This is a genomic window from Chitinophaga rupis, assembly GCF_900109685.1.
In the GTDB taxonomy this organism is placed as follows: Bacteria; Bacteroidota; Bacteroidia; order Chitinophagales; family Chitinophagaceae; genus Chitinophaga; species Chitinophaga rupis.
The window spans coordinates 1,079,847-1,101,594 of record NZ_FOBB01000002.1 but is presented as its reverse complement, the minus strand read 5'-3'; the positions used below and the strand labels follow the sequence as shown (position 1 = coordinate 1,101,594).

General features: G+C 47.7%; 17 protein-coding genes. 3 read left to right on the top strand and 14 right to left on the bottom strand.

Annotated elements, in window-relative coordinates:
- Positions 1–2: 2 nt before the first annotated feature.
- The 9 genes from BMZ54_RS11420 to BMZ54_RS11380 form a co-directional block, all read right to left on the bottom strand.
- Entirely contained in the window at positions 3–2,738 is a 2,736-nt protein-coding gene (locus tag BMZ54_RS11420; protein WP_089910824.1) for an EndoU domain-containing protein, read from the bottom strand.
- Positions 2,735–4,972, bottom strand: a complete 2,238-nt coding sequence (locus BMZ54_RS11415) for a fibronectin type III domain-containing protein (RefSeq protein WP_089910822.1) — start codon at positions 4,970–4,972, stop codon at positions 2,735–2,737. The genes BMZ54_RS11420 and BMZ54_RS11415 overlap by 4 nt, the downstream gene beginning before the upstream one ends.
- Positions 4,973–4,990: 18 nt before the next feature.
- Positions 4,991–6,712, bottom strand: coding sequence for a TonB-dependent receptor (locus tag BMZ54_RS11410; protein WP_089910819.1), 1,722 nt, complete (start codon positions 6,710–6,712; stop codon positions 4,991–4,993).
- 253 nt (positions 6,713–6,965) lie between these two features.
- Positions 6,966–8,423: a RagB/SusD family nutrient uptake outer membrane protein gene (locus BMZ54_RS11405; protein WP_089911934.1), complete on the bottom strand. Its 1,458-nt coding sequence runs from the start codon at positions 8,421–8,423 to the stop codon at positions 6,966–6,968.
- Positions 8,424–8,453: 30 nt separating this feature from the next.
- Positions 8,454–11,486, bottom strand: a complete 3,033-nt coding sequence (locus BMZ54_RS11400) for a SusC/RagA family TonB-linked outer membrane protein (RefSeq protein ID WP_162277517.1) — start codon at positions 11,484–11,486, stop codon at positions 8,454–8,456.
- A gap of 463 nt (positions 11,487–11,949) precedes the next feature.
- Positions 11,950–14,340, bottom strand: coding sequence for a T9SS type A sorting domain-containing protein (locus BMZ54_RS11395; protein WP_089910812.1), 2,391 nt, complete (start codon positions 14,338–14,340; stop codon positions 11,950–11,952).
- 319 nt (positions 14,341–14,659) lie between these two features.
- A complete protein-coding gene (locus BMZ54_RS11390; RefSeq protein ID WP_089910809.1) occupies positions 14,660–15,511 on the bottom strand; it encodes a fumarylacetoacetate hydrolase family protein in 852 nt (283 codons plus the stop codon).
- Between the two features lie 187 nt (positions 15,512–15,698).
- Positions 15,699–16,952 carry a DUF6786 family protein gene (locus BMZ54_RS11385; protein ID WP_089910806.1) on the bottom strand — a complete coding sequence of 418 codons (1,254 nt, stop codon included), beginning with the start codon at positions 16,950–16,952 and terminating at the stop codon, positions 15,699–15,701.
- A 253-nt stretch (positions 16,953–17,205) separates the two neighbouring features.
- Positions 17,206–17,427, bottom strand: a complete 222-nt coding sequence (locus tag BMZ54_RS11380; RefSeq protein WP_089910804.1) for a hypothetical protein — start codon at positions 17,425–17,427, stop codon at positions 17,206–17,208.
- A gap of 221 nt (positions 17,428–17,648) precedes the next feature.
- Here BMZ54_RS11380 and BMZ54_RS11375 point away from each other — a divergent pair, with 221 nt between their 5' ends.
- Positions 17,649–18,536 carry an AraC family transcriptional regulator gene (locus BMZ54_RS11375; RefSeq protein ID WP_089910801.1) on the top strand — a complete coding sequence of 296 codons (888 nt, stop codon included), beginning with the start codon at positions 17,649–17,651 and terminating at the stop codon, positions 18,534–18,536.
- Here BMZ54_RS11375 and BMZ54_RS11370 read toward each other — a convergent pair.
- Together BMZ54_RS11370 and BMZ54_RS11365 are read right to left on the bottom strand one after the other, a co-directional pair.
- Complete coding sequence (locus BMZ54_RS11370; RefSeq protein WP_089910798.1) at positions 18,520–18,831, bottom strand: type II toxin-antitoxin system RelE/ParE family toxin; 312 nt, start codon at positions 18,829–18,831, stop codon at positions 18,520–18,522. The genes BMZ54_RS11375 and BMZ54_RS11370 overlap by 17 nt on opposite strands.
- Positions 18,822–19,073: a hypothetical protein gene (locus tag BMZ54_RS11365; protein WP_089910795.1), complete on the bottom strand. Its 252-nt coding sequence runs from the start codon at positions 19,071–19,073 to the stop codon at positions 18,822–18,824. The genes BMZ54_RS11370 and BMZ54_RS11365 overlap by 10 nt, the downstream gene beginning before the upstream one ends.
- A 147-nt stretch (positions 19,074–19,220) precedes the next feature.
- Here BMZ54_RS11365 and BMZ54_RS11360 point away from each other — a divergent pair, with 147 nt between their 5' ends.
- Together BMZ54_RS11360 and BMZ54_RS11355 are read left to right on the top strand one after the other, a co-directional pair.
- Positions 19,221–19,682, top strand: a complete 462-nt coding sequence (locus BMZ54_RS11360) for a TlpA disulfide reductase family protein (RefSeq protein ID WP_202909209.1) — start codon at positions 19,221–19,223, stop codon at positions 19,680–19,682.
- 7 nt (positions 19,683–19,689) lie between these two features.
- On the top strand, positions 19,690–20,292 hold the full coding sequence (locus BMZ54_RS11355) for a redoxin domain-containing protein (RefSeq protein WP_089910788.1): 603 nt from the start codon (positions 19,690–19,692) through the stop codon (positions 20,290–20,292).
- An 11-nt stretch (positions 20,293–20,303) separates the two neighbouring features.
- On the opposite strand, the gene BMZ54_RS32910 is transcribed toward BMZ54_RS11355, so the two are convergent.
- The 3 genes from BMZ54_RS32910 to BMZ54_RS11345 form a co-directional block, all read right to left on the bottom strand.
- Positions 20,304–20,468: a hypothetical protein gene (locus BMZ54_RS32910; RefSeq protein WP_156093011.1), complete on the bottom strand. Its 165-nt coding sequence runs from the start codon at positions 20,466–20,468 to the stop codon at positions 20,304–20,306.
- Between the two features lie 9 nt (positions 20,469–20,477).
- Positions 20,478–20,936, bottom strand: coding sequence for a DUF6934 family protein (locus tag BMZ54_RS11350; protein WP_089910785.1), 459 nt, complete (start codon positions 20,934–20,936; stop codon positions 20,478–20,480).
- A 157-nt stretch (positions 20,937–21,093) separates the two neighbouring features.
- Positions 21,094–21,609 carry a hypothetical protein gene (locus BMZ54_RS11345; RefSeq protein ID WP_238386551.1) on the bottom strand — a complete coding sequence of 172 codons (516 nt, stop codon included), beginning with the start codon at positions 21,607–21,609 and terminating at the stop codon, positions 21,094–21,096.
- Positions 21,610–21,748 lie beyond the last annotated feature (139 nt).

The following is a 21,748-nucleotide window of genomic DNA, read 5'->3' as shown; positions in this document are numbered from 1 at the left end:
TATTAAGGGACAATAAAGGCGGTGGTGATATTTCCATTCGGATCCAGGAACATTTGAATCTTTACGCCATCTGTAGTGGTCCCTAGCCATTCATTATACTTGGTATTGGTTTTATTATTGAATGCCTCAGTAATTTTTTCCATGATCTTTTGCTGATCCCAGGTATCAGGCCAGAAAGTGGTCAGGTCCTTTTTGGTTTTGAAACCTGTTCCGCCTGCTTCCAGCTCCTTCACCTTGAACCTTATCTTGGCCTTATTGATCACTTCACCGGTTGGCAACGTAACTACCGGCTCCATGGTTGTACCTGGCACTATCTCTACCAACCCGGATTTTAGCATTCCCTCTGTATGGCATCCTGTTACATCTACTGTTACAATATACTGTTTGGGATCCCATGCCTGTCCGCCCTGCCCGGGTATATATTCATATTCCTTTACAAGGTTCCCTGCACGATCCGTTACTCTCACTTTTATTTTACCATACATGATATGCTCAACCGTTTCCTGGGTTATTTCCCTGGCAATCCTGCTTGCATCCTGTGCTGCTTCTTCTACTATTGCCACTGTATTCGATGCCTCATCCCCCTCTTTGCCTATCACTGCAAATTTATTCCCATTTCCGTCTACAAATTCACCACCGGTGGCATCGGTAACCATCTTCTTTATTTTGTAGCCGGCATTCCTGAATTCCTCTGCGCTCATTAAAACGCCTACCCGCACTCTAACGCCGTATTCGGTGGTCATTTCCGCCCAGCTGATCACTTTACTCCAGTCAATTTCACTAATAGCCCTAAAGCTGCCATCCACCAGCCTTATAACATATTTGCCATTCTGCAGTACCGCTGTAATAAAACCTTTACCACAGGCATAGGCCAGCTCGCCGGTTGGCAGCACTACTGATTTCACCACTACACCCAGCCCCTTGAACAGCAGGTTAATGGGGTCCAGTATATTCAGCAGCTCGCTGATCCTTGCCAGGGAGCCCAGCTTGGTAACGGCTGCTACCAGCGTTATTACCTGGAAAATAGCGCCGCCTACCTTGGCTGCTATCACGCAGGCATTGCCTTCAGTGAAATGTTTGCTGATCCCATCCCAGGCGCACAGCGCAAATCCTATGTCCCGCTGCCCCGGGATTAGGACCTGGATATGCTTTTGTGCGCATTGATAATACATCTTCGTTATCCCCTCCACAAAATCACTCCGGGTATTATTCTCATTCACGATCATTTTTATGCCCCAGCTAAAGAAAGTAGGCAGGCCGCTCACCGTTGTTACCAATCCGTTCCAGAAACCGCAAACTGCAGCAAATTCAACCTGCAGCGGCGTAAACTTAGCGCCTGTTTTCATGAACTCACCTAGTATTGCAGGGTTGAGCGCAATAGTGCTGGAGATCTGGAAGGTGCGGTAAAAGAGCGGGTTATAATCCGCTTCGCCGGTTTGCAGGTTAATATGCTCGGGGTTGTAAAACCTTTCCGGAATTTCCAGCGCATTGATCATGGTGGCCAAACCATCCAGTATGGCGGTGAAAGGATCAAAATCCATCCCTGTTTCCGGCAGGATCTTGATCAGGAATTTCATAAAGGAGCTGGTGTACTCCTTATTGGGCACATCTTTTCCATAAGCAGTTTTCATCTCCATTTTCTTCTGCTGATCGAAATGCACCCATAGAATAATATCCTTGCTATCCGGGTTGGCCGCGTATTCCTGCACGGCGTCTATAACAGCCGGCGCACACTGGTAATCGGTGATATAAAGCTTTGTCTTATACTTCTTACTTTCAGTAGAAATGAAACCCAGCTTAGTATACATTTTGGCCTTTTCTTCCGGCGTTAAAATGCTGGAATAGTCAAAGACCAAACTGGAAGGATCATTGGGTGCAGGGCAATCTCCGCACTTGGGCCCACCCAGCCTGCTCTGCATCTTATCAAAATAGCTGTTGGCGTTTGGCGTAAATTCATAATCCAGCTTAATACTGGTTTTAACTCCCTTGTTCCGCAGGTACGCGTTATACAATTCCAGCGGAAAGGTCAGTAAATAGGAATGGGTTTCTGACAAAGGAGGCAGCTTTCCTTTTAAGGAATTGTTGATGCCGTTCAGCTCTCCTTCTCCAAGACCGGTGGCAAATGCTTTGCTGGTAGCATATACGCGGTGTATGCTTTTTCCGAGGTAACATATTTCCCGGCCGTATACCACGCCTATACGTGCAGCATAGGAGCTCATTTCAGATCTCAGCAGAATATCTTCTCCCAGCTTGTCTACCTCACTCCATACCTTTGCTTTGATATCCTCATTGGTATAGGGCTTTAAAGCCATTACGTTTTTCAGGTTGGCGTCGGCAGGGATCTCTTTTTTCAGGTCAATGACCCAGCTGTTAAATACCAGCACATAAACGGCAAAGTCTTTTTTTGCATTTATGAGCTGCAGCCCCTCATTAATGGATTTCTCCTCACTTGCGCTCAGTATGGGCGTATAGATCAGCTTACCTGCCTGTTGTACATTTTTCTGCTCTATAAATTTACCGTTGCCATCCAGCACCAGCACATACCTGTTCTTGAAAGATTCCCCAACCTGCGTATGCTGGCGATTTTCGTGGATCAGCTGATTCAAGGCCGCCACTCCCTCCTGTATTACCTTTTCCCGGCTATCATCCAACGGCACAGCTGTTCCTGCATAGGACAAGGTGAAATGACAGCACCATGCAATAATGGAGAGTATGATTCTGTTTCTAATTGCTATCATAATTTTTCAATTACAGATCTGATCCAATTCATAATGGACACTTTTGCCTGTCGCACCGTATCTGTTTCTTCTTTCTTATCTGTTTGTTGTTGTTGTACAAATTCCTTGAATGATTGCTGGTTCACCTTCAGCTGGTTCACTACCTGCTCATTATCTTTATCATCTGTGCTGGCGGCCAGGATCTGCACCAGTATGCCCTCCTGTAAGCTGTCTGTTGCTGCGCCGTAATCTTTCAATTCCTGTGGCAGATCTAAGCTGTCTGTTTCACCCCATTCCTGGATATCCCCGGCGCTTTCTGCCTTCCCGGCGCCTTTTGTAAGACCAATGGCAGCGTTGTTGTCCGCGATCAGTTTACCGGCCGCATTCTTTTTCTCCTCATAGTCTTTTTTCAGCTGCTGCATGCGGCTATCATTATAATCGGTTTTAAGGGAGGTCACCGCTTTTTTGAAGATGCCCAGCAGCTCTTTCAGTATTTCACCCAATTCCTGCAGATCCTGCTTCATCTTATCCGTCAGGTTCTTAATATCCTTTGCTATCTTTTGCCCCAGCGTAGCCTTTTCTTCCGGCGACATATTATTATCCTGCAGCAGCTGCTGCGCTTCCTGCAGCTTGCTTTCCAGCTGGCCCAGGTCATCCCTGGTAGCGGCAGATAATTCACTCCAGTCCTTCATCTTCTCTATCTGCTGTATTAAACCGGCAGCATCCAGCTGCTGCAGGCTGGCCAGGTCAGCGGATTGCAGGGCATTGTCTATCTTGTCCAGCATTTCCGTTAATGTTTGCTTCAGGGCTGCGGATACCTTGCCCGGATCATCCTGCTGTATCTGGATAATACCTTCATACATCTGACGGCTGGTGTTCACATGAATATTGCTGAATGTAACGGTGAGGGATAAGTATTCCAGGAATGGCACCAGCACCTCGCCGGTACCGGTAAAATTGCCTGTTGCCCCGCTCACCTTGCTGATGATCACTTTAAAATCTCCGGCAGTAATGGTGTCGCCCACCTGCAGCTGGGCAATGTTCTCCCGGTTGGTAATAGCGCCTGCACCGGAAGAGCTGCCGCATACAAAATCTCCTTTCTGCATTTCCGCATCCGGCATGGTGAAGGCCTGTACTGGCGTATAATCGCCATAGCCCCAGATACACTGTCCTTTTACCTGGTATTCATATTTTTTGCCGGCCTTTAATCCGCCAATGGTCAGCTGTGGTACAAAGGCATCCTCTTCATACCATTGGGAAGGGTTATCACCTGCTTCCCGGTAACGGACGGAAAAAGCCTGTTGTGTGGGCGTTCCGGTCCAGGTAAGCTTCAGGCTGTTACGACCGGATACCGCTGCCATCACGGCCTGGGGCACGCTACATTTTTCACCGTAGGTGAATGCTACGGCCTCACTATAACCATTATTGATGAACATATCCCGGCCTTCTGTTTCTATGGCCTGCACCTGCACGGCGTAATTCTCGCCGGGCGTAAGCGCCAGCTCCCCGGGACCATATACGAACATGGTTTGCGGGGTAATGGTTTCCAGCAGCGGACGGGTTGTGCGCAGGGCATCATTGGGATCGCGGTTGGCTGGTATAAGCTGTACTAACCTTAACTTATATACGACGTTAAATGCTGCGTTGAAAGATGCCGTATGCCTTGGCATCCACTGGAATACCACGTTCTGCGGGTTCAGCGCATCTACTTTGGTATTGGCCATGGGCAGGTTAATGATAGGCGGATAGCTGAGGAAAGTAGATACAATGGCATTGGCCGCATTGGAGATCACGTTATTACGTGTGTAATCCAGCACTTCCACTGTAAACTTGTAAATGCCTTCCGGCAGCTTGGCGCCGTTCTTAGAGAACTGATTATTATCCAGGCCCTGGATGAGCAGATTCTGCGGGTTCAGGTAAGGCGCCAGATCTGTACCGCTCAGTGTCAGCATTTCTCCGCCGTTCAGTAATATGGGCGGGGTATAAAAAGCGGTTTTGCTTTGCAGCGAGGAGCCAAAGCCTTCTATTTTCAGGCGTAACCGGCATTTATAATTGGTTTCCGCCAGGTCTTTCATGAGCAGGGTTACCTGCATGCGTTGCGGGTCAGGGGCTGCATAATCTGAAAGGTACAGGCTGTAAGGCGGGTTTAGCTGAATACTTGCCATTACCGGGTAATTGACCTGCGCCCGCAGCACAATGCTAAGGCACAGGCAGCACCCGATCAGAAAGGCCGTATGTTTTATGCGTGTATACAACAACGTTACCGGTTTGCTTTAAAAGTTATAGTTATATCCCAGGGTAGTAGTCAGCTCTGACAGGGTAGCCGCTCTTTGCGAGCTACGGTTCAGCCCCACCAGGCTCAGGTTAAAGCTGTGCGCTTTTTTGATAGTGTATGCGCCGGATACCCTGGCTGTTAAGATCTTTGCGGTAGACTGCCCATTGGTATAGCTGCCGTTCCAGGACAAGGTGCCGGCCGTACGCAGCTTCTTTTGCATTAAGGATTTGTTCAACCCCAGGCTTGGGCCCAGGGTTATGGTGTTCAGGTCCGCAGAATTATTGGTATTGGCATTAATACCCAGGGTAACCGACATGTCCTTTGGCACCAGCTGCAGGCTGTAAGCAGTGTTAAGATTATAAAAAGTAACCCCGCTGGGCTGCGTTATACCACCCTGCTTATCGGCCGATCGCATATACGATACATTGCACAGGAGCATCTGCATCTTTTCCTTGCTTTGAGAAAGCCGGTAATTAACCCCCAGTGTAGCGTTGGTGGATATCTGTGTATAGTTCAGGGTATCCAGGTTATCATAAGGCGTTAGCTGGTTAATGTAATCAAAGTTGGACCGGATATTCACAAAGGACTGGAAGTTGGAATAGGAAAAGTTCAGGTTCATTTTTTTACTGGCCGCATAGCTCATGTTCAGGGCGCCTACCCAGCGGCGCATGGTGCTTAGCTTGTCATTGTTCAGGTTATTACGCTGCACCCCTGCATTAATGCCGGTAGTAAGCCGGTCTTTTAACAGGCGCAGCTGCAGGTTCCCGGTTATGTTCTCAAAATCGTTGTTGAAGTAGTAAGCGCCCAGGGTTTGGTACTCCGGCGCTACCCATTCATAACCAATGCCCAGCGTATAACGTTTACCCCCATACGCAATACTGGTTTTATAGGCGTGGTACAGGGCGGTGGAGCTGTTCCTGTTCATCAGGCCAAGCGTGGGCAGGGCGCCATGTGATAGGGTATCTGTTTCCGCACGGGTATCGCGGGTCAGCAGGCTCCAGGCTATTTCTGCGTTGAACAGTAAGCGGTTGAGCAGCTGCTTGGTCACATTTACGCCAACAGCCAGGTTATCCTGCGGCGTAAGCGTATAACCCAGGGGCAAGGGTGCAATGGAACCTTCATCGTCCTTTGCATGGAACAGCACCAGGTCTATATTATCCTTTTGCCGCGAATAGGAGGCTTTGAAGCCATACCCCATGCGCTGATATGCAGGTTCTATTTCCCGGTGCAGGGTGTCAGCCTCCACTGCTTTCTGCAAACGCCCGTACATGGCGCTGAACCTGAAATTGCCGGGAGGCGCCAGGTCTACCCCTACGCCATTAAACAAATGACCGGCCAGGGTATAGCTGGAAAAATTCATGCTGGTATATCCCAGGTGACCGGTGATCCATTTATAGGTGGGTGTAAGTCCGTATTGATTAAATGGTTGCTGAAAGGCTACCCTGCTTTGGTTGGAATAGTTGAAGCTGAAAGGTACAGACCAGCCATAGAGGTCTATATTCAGGTTACCGCTGAGAAAAAAGTTATAGGGATCACGGCGGCCTTCGGCCAGGCCCGATGAAAAATAAGCTACCTGCTCCAGGCTAACGCCCCCGGTCACTTTCAGCGGCTGCTCCTTACCAATAGCGTCTAAACGTTGCGAATATGCAGATAGCGCTACACAAACACAGGGTAAAAAACATCCAATGATCTTTAAGCTGGATAGTAAAGTTCTATTCAAAAAATAAGGTTTAGAATGTACAATGGAAGTAACCCACTACATAATATCCTAGTCTGTTAACAAAATATGTCTCTTAATATCTCGTAATGTTTCGTACTTCGGGAAATTCGGCGCAATATATGAATATTTTAATAATATTATTATTTATCATAATAAATTCCCACGAATATAACACGCATAAAAAAAGCCCTGCCTCCCCGCTAAGCGGGAAGAACAGGGCTCTGTTATCAACCTTACCTTTTTTTCTTATCCTTTAATAATTCTCGTTCTGTATCAGCACACCTTTACTGCGGTCTATTTCCTGCTGCGGTATAGGGAAATAATAGTGTTTGGGACGTACAAAGGTACGTGCCGCCTCTATTACAGAGCCGTCATAGGCCAGCTTGGGTTTGTTGTAGTAAGTGGTGATGTCAATAAGCTTGGCTTTGTCCCAGCGCATAAGGTCCTGGTGGCGTTCGTTCTCGCCACACAGCTCTACGCGGCGCTCGTGCATCAGCTGCGGCATACCGGCGCCTGCTACGGGCGGCAGTGCGGCGGATGCACGTTTGCGTACGGCGTTGATCTCTGCATCACCTGCGCCTGCGCCGGCAGTGCGGATCTTGGCTTCCGCTACCAGCAGGTAAATATCTGCAGAGCGCATGAGCGGCGTTTTTAAAGAGTAGTTCAAACCGCCGGAAGGCTTCCATGCGCAGAACTTGCGGTAGTGGCGGCCGGTGCTTGACAGGTCGGCGGTATAGGTGGCTACTTCCGTACCAATGTCTATTTTATCGCCGGGGCCCATGAAGCAGATCGCTTTGCGCGGGTCATTGGCTTCAAATTCATCTACCAGTCCTTTTACAGGGTAAAAGAAGCTCCAGCCCCCCCATGCGCGCGGCGCGTGGTAAGTAATGAAGTCTGAGTAACCCCAGCCATCCACTGTTTGCACGGCCAGCAGCATTTCTGAGTTGTTGCCGGTAGCTACCGAAAAGTTATCGGCATAGTTGGTTGCCAGCGCATAGTTAGCGTTGGTGGTAACCTTGGTGCCGTATTCAATGGCTTTATCCAGCTTGTTCCAATCCATATACAGCTTGGTGAGCAGGCCCCAAGCAGTGCCTTTGCTTACGCGGCCTTTGTCGGCGCTGGCCAGGGTTTCCGGCAGCAGGTCGGCGGCCTGTAACAGGTCTGACTCTATCTGGGCGCGCAGTGTATCGCTGCTTACTTTCGGTTTGTTGTAGTTGCCGTTCAGCACATCATCTTCTGTAATGATGGGCACCTCGCCATACACTACCAGCAAACGCCAGTAAGCAAATGCGCGGAAGAAATGCGCTTCGCCCAGGCAGCGGCTCTTGATAGCAGGATCAATGTCCGTGATTTTGGGAATGTAGATGAGCGCATTATTGGTGCGGTTAATGGTTTCATATTTCCAGCGCCAACCCACTCTTACGGAATAGGTGGAGGGATCATACTTAAAGTCTTCTATGGCCTGGTCATAATCGTGATCTCCGCCGCGGATCTGATCATCCGAACAGTTGTCGAACACAAACTCGTTAAAGCCGGTATAATCTTCTTCCAGCAAAATATTGTAAATGCCGGTAATGCCGTCCAGCGCATCGCTCTGGTTGCGCCAGTAGTTACCGGTGGTATAGCTTCCTTTAGGTTTTACGTCCAGCACATTGCAGGAGGCCGCCAGCAGGAACAGGGCGCAGGTACCTATATATATTATCCGTTGCATAATCTTATCTTTTAAGTTCACCATGTATGGTTAGAAATTAAGCGTTGCGCCAAAAGTAAAGCTCCTGGCCTGTGGGTAAGCTGCTACATCCACACCGCGCTGGCGGTTACCATCCCTGGTACCGTTGTTTCCATCGCCGCTATAACCCAGCATAGGTGTTAACCCGGTATAGCTGGTAATGATGAACAGGTTTTGTGCAGCTACGTATACACGAAAATCAGAGATGCCGCTGTTGCCCCATATTTTTGCGGGAATGGTGTAACCCAGCGCCACATTACGCAGCGTAAAGTAGTTACCACTTTCTACAAACCGGTCAGATACACGCAGGTTGTTATTGGCTACATCGGTTGACAATGTCATACGCGGCACTGTGTTGCTGGTGCCTTCTCCATGCCAGCGGTTCAGCGCATCTGCATACATGTTGTACGGGTAAGCGGGGTCCATGCCCTGCATACGGTCGGCATTATACAGCTTTACACCTGCCACGCCGGTGAAGGACAGGCTAAGGTCAAAGCCTTTGTAGTTGGCGCCGGCCTGAATACCGTACGTTAATTTAGGATTGGGGCTGCCCAGGAAAGTGCGGTCATTTTCATCTACAATACCATCGCCATTCACATCCAGGAAGATCATATCACCGGGCTTAATGTCGCCACGGCGTGGATCTTTTGCAATATTAGGATCACTGTCTATCTGCGCCTGGTTCTGGTACACACCGCCTGTTTTCCAGCCATAGAAGGATGCCAGGGGCTGATCTTCATAGGTGCGGGAAATTTCCGCGCCCTGACGGCCGTACAACGTAGAGCTGATGTACGAATCCTTATCGTACAGCTGCGTTACCTTATTCTTAATGAAAGAAGCGTTTGCGGCTACGTTGTAGCTGAAGTCCTTGTTACCACCCTGGTAGCTGAGCTCTATTTCTATACCATGGTTATTCAGCTGGCCGATGTTACGGTCAGGAATACCGGCAGTACCATGTTCATCCAGTACCGGTGCAGATACCAGCATGTCGCGGGTGTTCTTGTTAAAGTAAGTGATGGTAGCGTTCAGCTTATTTTCCAGCACGCCTATTTCTGCGCTTACGTTGGTCATCTCTGCTTTTTCCCAGGTAATGTCCGGGTTAGCAAGGCGGGAGTTCCATACACCGGTGTAAGGATTTTCGCCGAATGAATAACGGCGGTCGCGCGTAATGGGCGCCAGATATTGGAAGTCGGCCACGTTCTGGTTACCTAACTGGCCCCAGCCACCGGTTATTTTCAGGTTAGAAATAAAGGGTACGCTATTCTTAAAGAACGTTTCGTCTGAAACGCGCCAGCCCAGTGAAAAGGCGGGGAAATAACCCCAGCGTTTGCCTTCGGGGAAACGGGAAGAACCGTCTGCACGGAAGGTGGCTGTTAACAGGTATTTATCTTTAAAGCTGTAAAAGCCTCTTACAAAGCCGGAGGCCAGTGCGCTTTGCGGATTAAAGTTACCATTAATGGCGTGGTAGTCGTTGCCATTATCCAGCACGCGCTGGTCGGGCGCTTCATCATTCAGGCCCCAGCTTTCTGCACGGAAGAAATAACCATTGGAGGTTTGTACGGAGTAACCACCGGTTAAGGTTACACGATGTTTTTGTGCAAACAGGTGGTTAAAGGTCAGGAATACCTCACCCAGCTCTGACTTATTGCTTTCGCTGCGGTCCCACAGCTCGGCATGGTCGCGGGTACGGGTCTGGTCCAGCACTTTGGGTACAAAGCTGTACTGGTTATAGATGCTGCCATCAAAACCGTAGTTACCGCGTAAGGTTAAGCCCTGCAGAATCTCGATCTCTGCATACACATTACCCAGCAGGCGGTAATTCTTATTCCAGGTGTCGGTGGTTTGTGCGGTGAACACGGGATTGTTAATATCCCCCAGCTCATTGCTGGCCTGTGAGGAGCCGTAGCTGCCATCAGGGTTCATTACCGGTATGGCCGGGTTAAAACGCAGGGCGCTGAACAGCAGACCCGTTTGGGATGAGTAGGTATCAAAACCCTGGTTCTGTTTGTAGCTCAGCTGCAGGTTCTCCCCTATTTTCAGGCGTTTGCCCAGCTTATGCTCAGAGTTAATGCGCATGGAATACCTTTTGAAATAGGTATTTTCCACCAGGCCTTTTTCATCATAATAACCGGCGCTGAACATATAGTTGGAGCTGTTGTTACCACCGCGGATGCTTACATCTGCATTGGTTACATTACCGGAACCCAGGATGGCATCCTGCCAGTTAGTGCGCTGGGTGGCATAGTAAGGATCATTCCACACAGGATCTATTGTACCGCCGGAATTAGCATAACGCTCTTTTTTCAGCATTACCAGCTCGGGCGCAGTAAGCAAAGGAATGGTACGGATGGCGTTGGATACACCGCGGTACACATTTGCAGATGCCCGCAGCTTTTCGCCGTAGTTACCTTTTTTAGTGGTGATAATGATAACCCCGTTGGCGGCACGTGTACCGTAGATAGCGGAGGAAGATGCATCTTTTAATATTTCCATGGAGGCGATATCATTGGGATTTACATCATTGATGCCGCCTGCAGGCACCCCGTCTATTACCACCAGTGGTTCTGCATTATTAATAGTACCTGTACCGCGGATACGGATGCTGGGCGTGGTACCGGGCGATCCGTCGGAACGCACAATATCCACCCCGCTGGCTCGTCCCTGCAGCGCCTGGGCTGCATCGCTCACGGGCAGGTTCTTAATGTCGGCGCCTTTGATTGAGGAGATGGTACCCGTAGCATCGCGGCGGGTTTGTGTACCATAACCTACTACCAGCACTTCATTCAGCCCTTTGCTGGCTACTTCCAGGGCAATGTTCACATTGGATTGCTCACCGATGGTGAAGGTTTGCTGGCGATAGCCAACATAGGAAAAACTGAGCGCGCGTACACCGGCAGGCACCTGTACGGAAAAACGGCCTGCGGCATCTGTGACCGCGCCCCCTGCTGCGCCCTGCAGGGTAATGGTTACGCCGGGCAGGCCTGTACTATCTGCAGTACTGGTCACCTTTCCGGTAATGACGCGCTGCGCTAGTGCCGTGTTCACACACAGGCATAGCAACAAAAGGAAGCAACATGACTTCCATGAGTAAAACTTTTGCATAGCAGGAAAAATAAGTAAGTGATAAACGATTCAGCTACCTGGTCGTAATAAATGAATAATGCTGTGATCCTCTCTACAATTCAAAAAAAGCCGCCCATAATATATCGGCTGAAAATGGCTACACGATTGTTAGTATGGACTGGCCAATCATTGTTCCCCTGTAAGTGTGCTCATAACATAGTTGGTTAGTTAAAGATACAGCGCGGACAAAACTAATGTAATAGTATTTTAGCCACATGACATACTGCATTAACGCTTTGTTAATTCCCCGAGCTGAAAGCATAAAGCATAAAGCTGAAAGCATAAAGCGGATCACATTATGCTATATTGCCTGTTCCTATAAAGGCTTATCTGCTTTTATAGGAACATGGGCTTTATGCTTTCTGCTTTGCGCTTTACGCTTTGACTATAAATGTAATAACTTTAATGTTTTTACATCATCTTTTTTGTTTTCATTAAAAATTTTGAGGAGATATACCCCATTTCCTGCATTTGCATCCAGGTTTAAGACTACCCGGTTCTGATGCACGATGCGCTGCTGCAGGATGGTTTTTCCCTGCTGATCAACCAGGGTCAGGATATAGGTGCCTGATGCGGATAAACCGGTAAGTGTAAACTGTTGGCTGAATGGATTTGGCCAGGCGCTGATGGGGCCTCCTTCCCGGGTGGCGCCGTATTTTTCTGCGGCCATCATCATAGGCGCAAACGGACTTGTAATGGTAAAGCTGCGCTGAATGCTAATGCTATCAAGCTTATGCTTAAAGCCCACCTTTAATGTATGCGTGCCTACGCTGTAAGTAGCCGGGTCTATTATAAATGTGTTATCGGGCGCAATGGGCAGCACGCGGTTATTGTCTGACACCACCAATACATCCGTATGCCAGCGGGGTGCAGGGTAATTGGCTATGAGAATGGTATCAGCGCCGCCGCTGGTGCTATAGGTGCTTTCCAACGTTCTTAAAATGGGCGGTGTATTTAAGATGGGATAAATGCGCAGGATGGCAGGGGTATCGTTCTTTGTGTATTCCGTACCATTAAAGCCCATCCATTGCAAGGTATCTATGCCTACAATATTCGGGTTGGGCGTATAGTACATGCTATCCAGCTCAGCCAGTGTTACCTCAGCGCTGCGTTCATAGACCAGCTGCTTACCGCCAATGGTAAGCTTACCGTATACGGGCAGGCGGTTCACACGAATGCCCGCCAGCTTGCCGGTATAGTTCAGCTTAAAGTTGCTGCCCCAGAAGCGAATAGGCGTACCGGCCAGGGTAGTGCGCTCAAAGGGTTTAATGGTATCGAGTGCGGGAGCTATTTTAATATAGAGAAAGGTATCTTTTGTCCACTCCAGTCCATCATATGCCCGCCAGCGGATGGTATCCGTACCGGGGAAACTGCCGGCACTGTATTTAAGGGTATCCAGATCACTGCGCAGAATAATGTTATTATTGGTTTGTATAGGCTGCCCATATTTGTTTACAAGCACGCCATGTTTGGGATAACCGGTAATTTCTATTTGCTGGATCTGCCCTAACCCGGTTGCAGGCCCGCTGTAATGCTGCACAAAATCACTGGCGGGAATAGGCGCCCGGTTGCGTGTGTAAGCCTGTTTGGTAAAAGGTACAATATGATGGTCGTAAACAGTATCTAAGTTAGCTGCATACAGGCCGGAATGATCTGTTATCAGCCAGGTGCTATCCTGTTCTTCATAATAAATACCGTTACCCGTTGCTGACAGTAAACGCCTTTTACTTCCATCGTGATTAATGTAATAAAAATAGCGTACGGTGGTGTTAAGGGAAGGATGGCCGTAAGTAAAACCGCCTACATCTCCCTGCGGAGTTAATACTTCTACAGATGCAAGCGCCCAGAGCGGCGTTTGAGTATAGGTATCCTGCAGATAGTGTATGGTACCTTGCGGGTCACGGCTATAGATCCTTGTACGGAAATTATAATAGAAGGATAGGTCCATTATCTGCCCTGCTATATAACCATTATTAAAGAGGGGCGTCAAAAGATCCTGGAAACCACCAAGCTGGAAATCGCCCCAATTGTTCTCATACAGTTTTGTAGTGGTGCCATTTTCATATAGGAAAAAGCTGGTGCCGTATTGGAGCGGCGCTTCCCGCCACCATTCTTCATAGGTTACCTTCACCCCGTCTGTATGTACACTAAAGAAGTAGGGAAGGCGCCATAGATTAGTAGTATCCACATGAGCTATTTCCGTGCAAATGCTGTCTGTACAAAGATATACAGCCTGCTCATTGGTGTATGCAATGTTCCCGTTAGGGCCTATATCGCCCTGGCCCACAATGGTGTCTGCCACTACTATCTGCTGTTGTGTTGCCAGGTTTTTCCGCATTACTATCGTGTTCCCGCTGGTAACCGTATCGGCTACTGACCACATTACATAATCGCCGGCTACATGTACATTACCCATATTTTCTGCCAGCACATTCAGTGTGCCGGGCGCCCATTCATATAAAGACCAGGAGGCATCGTTATTCAGGGACTGGCCTATGAAAACCACGCCGAACCTGGTTACCCAGGCACTATCGTTTTGCCCGGCAAGTCTTTTAGTGAACGGTATAACGGTTGAAGCGCCATTACTTACATTACTCAGGTAATAGGTATAAGCAGCGCCATTCTGCTTATAGCTAAATGTCTTTTTGTACCTGTAATCTATAATGGTGCTGCTGTCCGGCGTTGTAAAGATCTTTTTCAGCACCGGGCTTTGATTCTGGGCAAAAGAGGTTACACTCCAAAGGAGCAGGCATAACAAGGGGTAAAGTTTTTTCATAAAAATAGTATTAAGAAGTAATTGAGGATTGTAAAATGCAACAACTTATGGTTTTAACAACATCCTTACTATGCATCACAGACCCTGCGAAGAAAAGCACTTTAATTAAAGTGCGGCCGGCAAATTGCAATACTTACCGAACGTAATAACATGGGTGGCCACAAACATTGCTTCACATTCAGATCCGGGGGCCAATAAATAAGTAAATGGAAAGTTCGGTTCTTCAACAGGTGTATGGCAATACGGTTTCAGCTCTTGTATATACAAGATACTGCAAAAAATGATGGCCCTGTATTATTTTTTTAATGAGGAATAAGCGCTATTTTTTTAGGGCAATAGTATTTACCAGGGTGCCAATAGGGTCAATAGTGATTTCTACCACATCATTCTCCTGCAGGGTAAAGCTGCTGTCGGGCACCAGGCAGGTACCGGTCATCAGGTAACAGCCATCGGGAAAATCACATTCGCGGTACAGGAAACCGGCCAGCTCCTGGTGGCCGCGTTTCATCTGGCTGATGGGTACTGCATCGCTGTACTGCGGCTGCCCGTTGCGCAGGATCTGCATCCTGATCTCTGTATCGGGCGGAATGGGTTGATCAGGTACCAGCAGGCAGGGGCCAATGGCCGCGCTTTTTTCATATGTTTTTGCCTGCGGCAGGTACAGGGGGTTCTCTCCTTCTATACTGCGGGAGCTCATGTCGTTGCCAATAGTATAACCCTGTATAGCACCTTCGCGGTTCATGAAAAGGGTTAGCTCCGGTTCAGGTACGTCCCAGGTAGAATCTTTCCGGATATTTACTTTCTGGCCATGCCCTACCGCACGGCGGGCAGTGGATTTGAAGAACAGCTCCGGCCTTTCTGCTTCATACACCATATCATAAAAAGTGGCGCCGCCGGCTATCTCTGATTCTTCCATGCGGGCTACCTTACTGCGAAAATAGGTTACGCCAGCTGCCCATATTTCCTGTGAGCCGATGGGTGGCAGCAGGTATTGTTCAATGGCTGCTTCCGCATCACTGGCCGGCTGTGCAGCTGCTATGGCTTTGGAAAGACTGTTGAACAGGTCTGAAGCGTTCACCAGCGTATCCCAGCTGCTCTCCATGCGGTAGTAACGTTCATGGTAGTACGCAAAAATGCCCTGGGTAGTATTGTATAAGCGGATAAACTCCATTGATTTTAGATTTTAGATTAATGGAAACGATGTTAGATCGTTGGTTAGTTTACGATTTTTGATTTTAGATTTACAATTTGATGCAAGCAACGTTGTGCCGTGATCGTTTGAAAGCTGATGAATAATCTCCGATAAAGCGATCCCAGGACCATTGATGGTTTGAAACCGGATGCATGCAGCCCCACAATTATTTTGGAAATACGGTGCTGATGTCCTGGATGGACATATGCCAAAGCCGCTGCGCCAGGGAATCCATAGTGGCATAGGAACCTTCCAGGTGCACCGTGGTCTGGCTGTAGGTCAGTGAATGGCCGGGGGCCAGCGGGCGGGCATCAGAAGAAGATTCCAGCTCATAAAAGGGCCCTATTTGGGAACCATCTTCCAGTGGGCCATCGTTATAACAATTCACTACATCTCCTTTGTAAGGCTCCTTTTGCTGCTCCCATTTTGAATTAACATATTTCCCGTTTTTGTTAATGCTGAATAAAACGAGGGTGATGGCGCCACTTTCCGTATCCACACTACCGGCCATGGGTATAGCTATTTCCGGTGCCAGGCCTACCTTACCACGCTTAAGGCCATTGGCCTTCATGAGCAGCAGGCTGTCTTTTACCTGCAAATAACCAGGCGGTATCTTGCCGAAATAATCATCATGAATGGCAGCTCTTGCATTGGCCCCTGCTTTAAATGGTACTACGATCACGGTTTTGTCTGAAGGGGTGAACATGCCTAACAACCAGATGGATAAAAGGCCGGTACTTTCCTCCCAGGTGTTTTTACCTTTATTAGTAAGGGTATTTTCCGTGCGGTAGGCTACGCTGGCAATGCTTTGCGGCAGCGTAAAACCCAGCTGCTGTGTAAGGGTGGCGCGGTTCAGTAAGGTTATCTTACGCGAGATGCCTACCTGAAAATCAGCACCTGCATAGTTCTGTAAAGTGCCTTCCTTGTAATAATGTACAGCGGTGCTGCTCTGATCCTTCAGGTCAAAAACGGCGGTATCAATGAGGCCGGGTGTTTGCCAGTTCTCAAAAGCAAAGGGTTTGCCTTTGGGAAAGAACAGCGCATACTGCCCGCCCTCCGGGCCTAGCCAGAAACGTTCCTCGCCGCCGTAGGCATTAATATGCGGGTTGTATTTGCCCGATTCAATTAGTTTATGGTTAAGCCATCCATAGCTTTTGCCATGATAACCGCCGGCGCTGCTGGTCATAACACGAGCCTGGTAATCGCCGGCTACCAATACCATGCTGCTATCGTCCGGGCTTTTGAGTGTTACCAGGTTGCCCAGGTGGTTGTGCAGAAAATTCTCATCCTGCTGAAAGGTAGCTGCATCCGTGGTTTTAGCAGCTTGCTGGTCGGCCTGTTTTGCCTGATCCGCTTGTTTAGGAGCCGGGTTGCAGGCCGCGAGAAGAAGGAGGGAAAGTGCGTGGAAAGGATACTTCATGGAATTATCAATTATGGATTATCAATTACAATCCCGCCAAAGCGGGACATGAATGCCGCTGAAAATATTATGAATATGAATAATTATGAATTGTGTACTACGGCAGCATCAATTTATTACCTTATAAATAAATTATGCACGCAGAACAGATGCACAAATAACTACAGTTACAGCATAATGTAAGCACAGCTTCCTGATCATTTACATTAAACATGGTTGATTAAATTACGAATTATTCATTATGAAGTGCAGTTCATTTTTGAATGTTACTAAAATAGGTGTTGGCCTGCTGCAGGGTTAACAGGCCATTCACCGTATCCTCTTTTCTAACTTTTCCATATGCTCCCGGCGGGCTTTGATAATGCCCCTGCGTCCGTTTGTTCTTACTTCCTGTGTACCGTTGCGCGTTCATGATGGCAACCTCCTGGCGGAAGGAGCTGGCAAGGCCCGGACTGTTCTGCTGGTGGCGGAACAACCCAGGGAATAAAAGGTGGTATCCGGTTCATAGCTCCATACATGCCGCGGGTGACAGTGTGCAGGCAGATCAACAAACGTGGAATATTAGCATACTGCAAATTGATTGTTTTTTTGGTGACCGTATTATCCTTTACAAGCCAAAAATTATACTATATTGGCAATTATTACCTATTCAGGCGATTGTATTGTATATTTTTGGATTAAAAACAAGTTCCGCGTATGAAACCGATCCTCCGGAAAGTAGCTGTGCATGGCGGGCATTCATTTAGTGTGCGGGAAGATGTGCTGCCTTACCTGTATAACCACTGGCATTATCACCCGGAAGTAGAGCTAACGCTCATCCGTAAGGGACGGGGCACCCGCCTGGTGGGCGACCATATGGAACGTTTTACCGATGGCGACCTGGTGCTGCTGGGCCCCAACCTGCCCCATATGTGGCGTAATGATGCGGACTATTTTCAACCGGATAGCGGGCTGCATATTGAAGCAGTGGCCATTCACTTTCATGAAAACTTCTGGGGCGATACCTTTTTACAGCTACCGGAAATGGAACCGGTACGTATGCTGCTGAAACAGGCCGGCAGGGGGCTGCAAATACATGGGAAAGCCAAAGCTGCATTGGCTTTGCAGATGGAGGAAATATTACAGGCCAGCGGTCCGCAAAAGATCACCTTACTCATTCACCTGCTTACAGCGATTGCCGCCACGCCGGAAAAAAGTTTCCTCAGCAGCCTGGGTTTTGTACAGGAGTACAACCTGCAACGCACCGATAAGATCAACGAGATCTATCATTATACCTTTAACAACTTCACCCAGGCCCTTAGCATTGAAACAGTGGCGAAGGCAGTACACATCAGCCCTCACTCCTTTTGCAGGTATTTTAAAACACGTACCTCCAAAACTTATTTTCAATTCCTGGCGGAGCTGCGGATCGGATATGCCTGTAAGCTGCTGCTGGAAAATGATATGAGCATTGCACAGGTGGCGTATTCATCAGGGTTTAATAACCTGGCGAATTTTAACCGGCAGTTTAAAGCTATTACAGGGAAAACACCGATGGGGTATTTTAAGGGGTATGCAGGGAAGGTAGTTATCGGGTCTTCCTGATCTTGTCCGGATGCTGGCGGCAATCAAATATGGCAGCTACTTTAATAGTATCGCCATGGATATGGTAAATGATCTTATAATGCCCTTTTACCAGGAAGCGGTATTCCTGATCGCGATGATTCAGCAGTTCTTCAACAGGTCCGATCTTAGGATGAGTTTGGAGAATGATGGTTTTATCTACCAGTGACTTAACTATTTTGCGGGCTACACTAACACTGGCTTCACGCTTATAATAATCGAAGATGTTCCGGAGTTGATTTCGTGCAGTATCTGTCCAGAATATAATTATTCCCAATTATCAATCTCTTTCTTTAGATCATCGGCGTTGGTTAAACGCCCGTTTCGATCATCTTTTTCTGCCTGATCTATAACAGTATTTAATTCCTCTAAAGACATAGGATATGACAAATCAGCTTCAGCTAATTTCAATTGTTCCTGACGCAACATATCCTCAAAACGGCGGATAACCGCTTCGTTCTGGATCCGTAAAAAATCCTGAACAAAATTGATCTTCCTGGAGTGAAGGTTGTTGCGCATAAATCCTTAATTTACAATAAAGATACAAAATTGCCGGCATCCCGGCAACTGCACCACTCATCCATTTAACTTTCCCATCTCCCCGCTTCTTTGTAACTTTTATAATAACCTATCTTACACGGCATGCTCATCAAAACTGCTGTATATATGGTTGTTCTGCAAACCCTGCTTTTATCTGTACATGCACAGCAGGTGCGGCTGGCCACCCTGGACCAACTGGAACAACGCTTTGCCGCAGGCCGCGATACCACTTACATCGTAAACTTCTGGGCTACCTGGTGCGGCCCATGCGTACAGGAGCTTCCACATTTTGAACGGTTCGGGAAAACATTACAGCATACACCGGTAAAGGTGTTGCTGGTTAGCCTGGATGCACAATCCAAACTACAAAACGAAGTGATGCCGTTTGTGCAAAAAGCACAGCTGAAAAATGAAGTATTACTGCTTAATGAAACCGATCAGCAACAATACATAGACCGTATCAGCCCTCAATGGTCAGGTAGTATACCTGCCACGCTTTTTATTAACAAAAGGAAACAGCTACGCCGCCTGGAAGAAAAAGAATTTACATACGACCAGCTACTGGCCGTGTACAACTCTTTAAAATAATACCGTTATGCGCAACTTACTCTTACTGGTTCTACTGCTGCCGGGCCTTTGCTCCCGGGCACAGGAAAAAGGTTACGCTGTAGGCGCTGTGGTAACCGATTTTAAACTGAAGAACGTTGATAACAACACCGTATCGCTGGCCAGCTACCCGAATGCCAGGGGCTACATTGTGATCTTTGGCTGTAACAGCTGTCCTGTATCCCGCGGTTATGAGAACCGTATGGTTGCATTGCAGGAAAAGTTCTCCGGTAAAGGGTTCCCGGTGATCATGATCAACCCTAATGACCCGGAAGTAGCAAGTAGTGAGAGCTTTGCCGATATGCAGCAGCATGCCCGCAAAAGCAGCCTGAATTTTCCCTACCTGGAAGATCCCGGGCAGGTAGTGACCCGCCGCTTTGGCGCGCTGCGTACGCCGCATGTGTTTGTATTGCAGAAAACGCCTAAAGGTATTGTAGTGGCTTATATTGGCGCTATTGACAATGATCCGGATAATGGGAATGCGCAGAAGATCAATTATGTGCAGAATGCGGTGAATAGCTTACTGGCTGGTCAGCAGCCGGAGGTAACATTTACGAAAGCTGTAGGATGCGGGGTAAAATCGAAGGGGTAAGAAAACAGTTACTATGCAGACTTAGAGCCTTTGGTTATAAATTGAGTTTTGCTCAATACATCATTGGCCTGCTTTAACTTTTCGGGAAATAAAGTTTGGTGGGCAGGCACATAAGTACGGGTAATGGTACCCGTGGTGGCCTCTTTTTTAGCTGTATTTTTCTTTGTTAAAGACATAAAGCTAAGTTAAGCAATTCTTTTGATTAAAAATGCGGTGTAATCGAGGTTTTTTAGCGGGTCAAACACCAGCTGCCGGTATCCGTTCTCCCCTCCTCCTTTAATAATAACAGTAATATCAAAGTGAGATTTAAATAAGGAGTGATACGTTTTTATAATGCGGCCATAGAGCCTTGTGCGTTGCGCTGTGCTGCCTGCAAAATATACTGTCGCGCGGGGATAACGGGCGGTAAAGTCATCCAGGATCTTTACTACGGTAGACAGGACCTTTACAATATCTCCGTTATTTGATTTTGCGATATCATCAATTGTACCATCCGGCAAAAGATCGCCAAAGGCCAAATTAAAAATGTTCTTAAAAGTAGTAGGCGTAAACTCGACAATCTTTTCAATACTACGCGGGCCTTCACTTCTAAACGTATAACGGGCCGCCTGATTGCGGTTAAATTCATAAGATGTTTGGTGCATGGTTAATAACAAACAGTTCTCAATAAAGAGGTTACACAAGTTGTAATATACTTAATTCCAACATCTTAAACACTTCCCAGATTTACTAAATAAAAAAATCCATGATCCATTGCCTTGAAGAAAGCAATGGATCATGGACTATAATTATTAAACTATCTTAGAAATTCCAGCCGGCCTTCAGACCGAAGAAGCCCATGGTGCCGTCTTTAAACCAGGCTTCGTATTTGCCTTCCAGGTCAAAGCCCAGTACGCGTATTCCTATACCCGGTGCAAAGATAGCAGCAGTACCATCACCACCGGTGAGGTTAGCAGCGCCACCTTCTACCTTAACATACAGCAGCGGAATAGGTAACTTGTACTTGAGACCAACACGTACCGGTACAGCAGATAATGCATCGTACTTTACGTTGTTGCCCATACCATCGCTAACAGATTTGCCGCCAAAGCGCATATAACTAACGGAGCCGGTTACACCCAGACCGCCGATCAGTTTAATATCCGCTCCCAGGCCTATACCATAGCCGGTATTGTGGGTGTCTTTCAGGTCGCCTACCGGGAAGCCGGCTTCCACAAAAGGACCAATACTGAATCTTTTCAATTGCGCTTTAGAAATGCTGCTGGTTACACACAGGATCAGCAACATACCAGTGATCGTAGAAAGGATCTTTTTCATCTGAGTGGTTTTGTTCGGAAAGGTTATTATAAATTTTACGTAAATGTAAGTAATTATTTCATAAATAAATGAAAGAACCCCAACGGCTCAACCATTCACTGTTATTAAGTGTTAACACATTAAACCATATAGCGGGTAA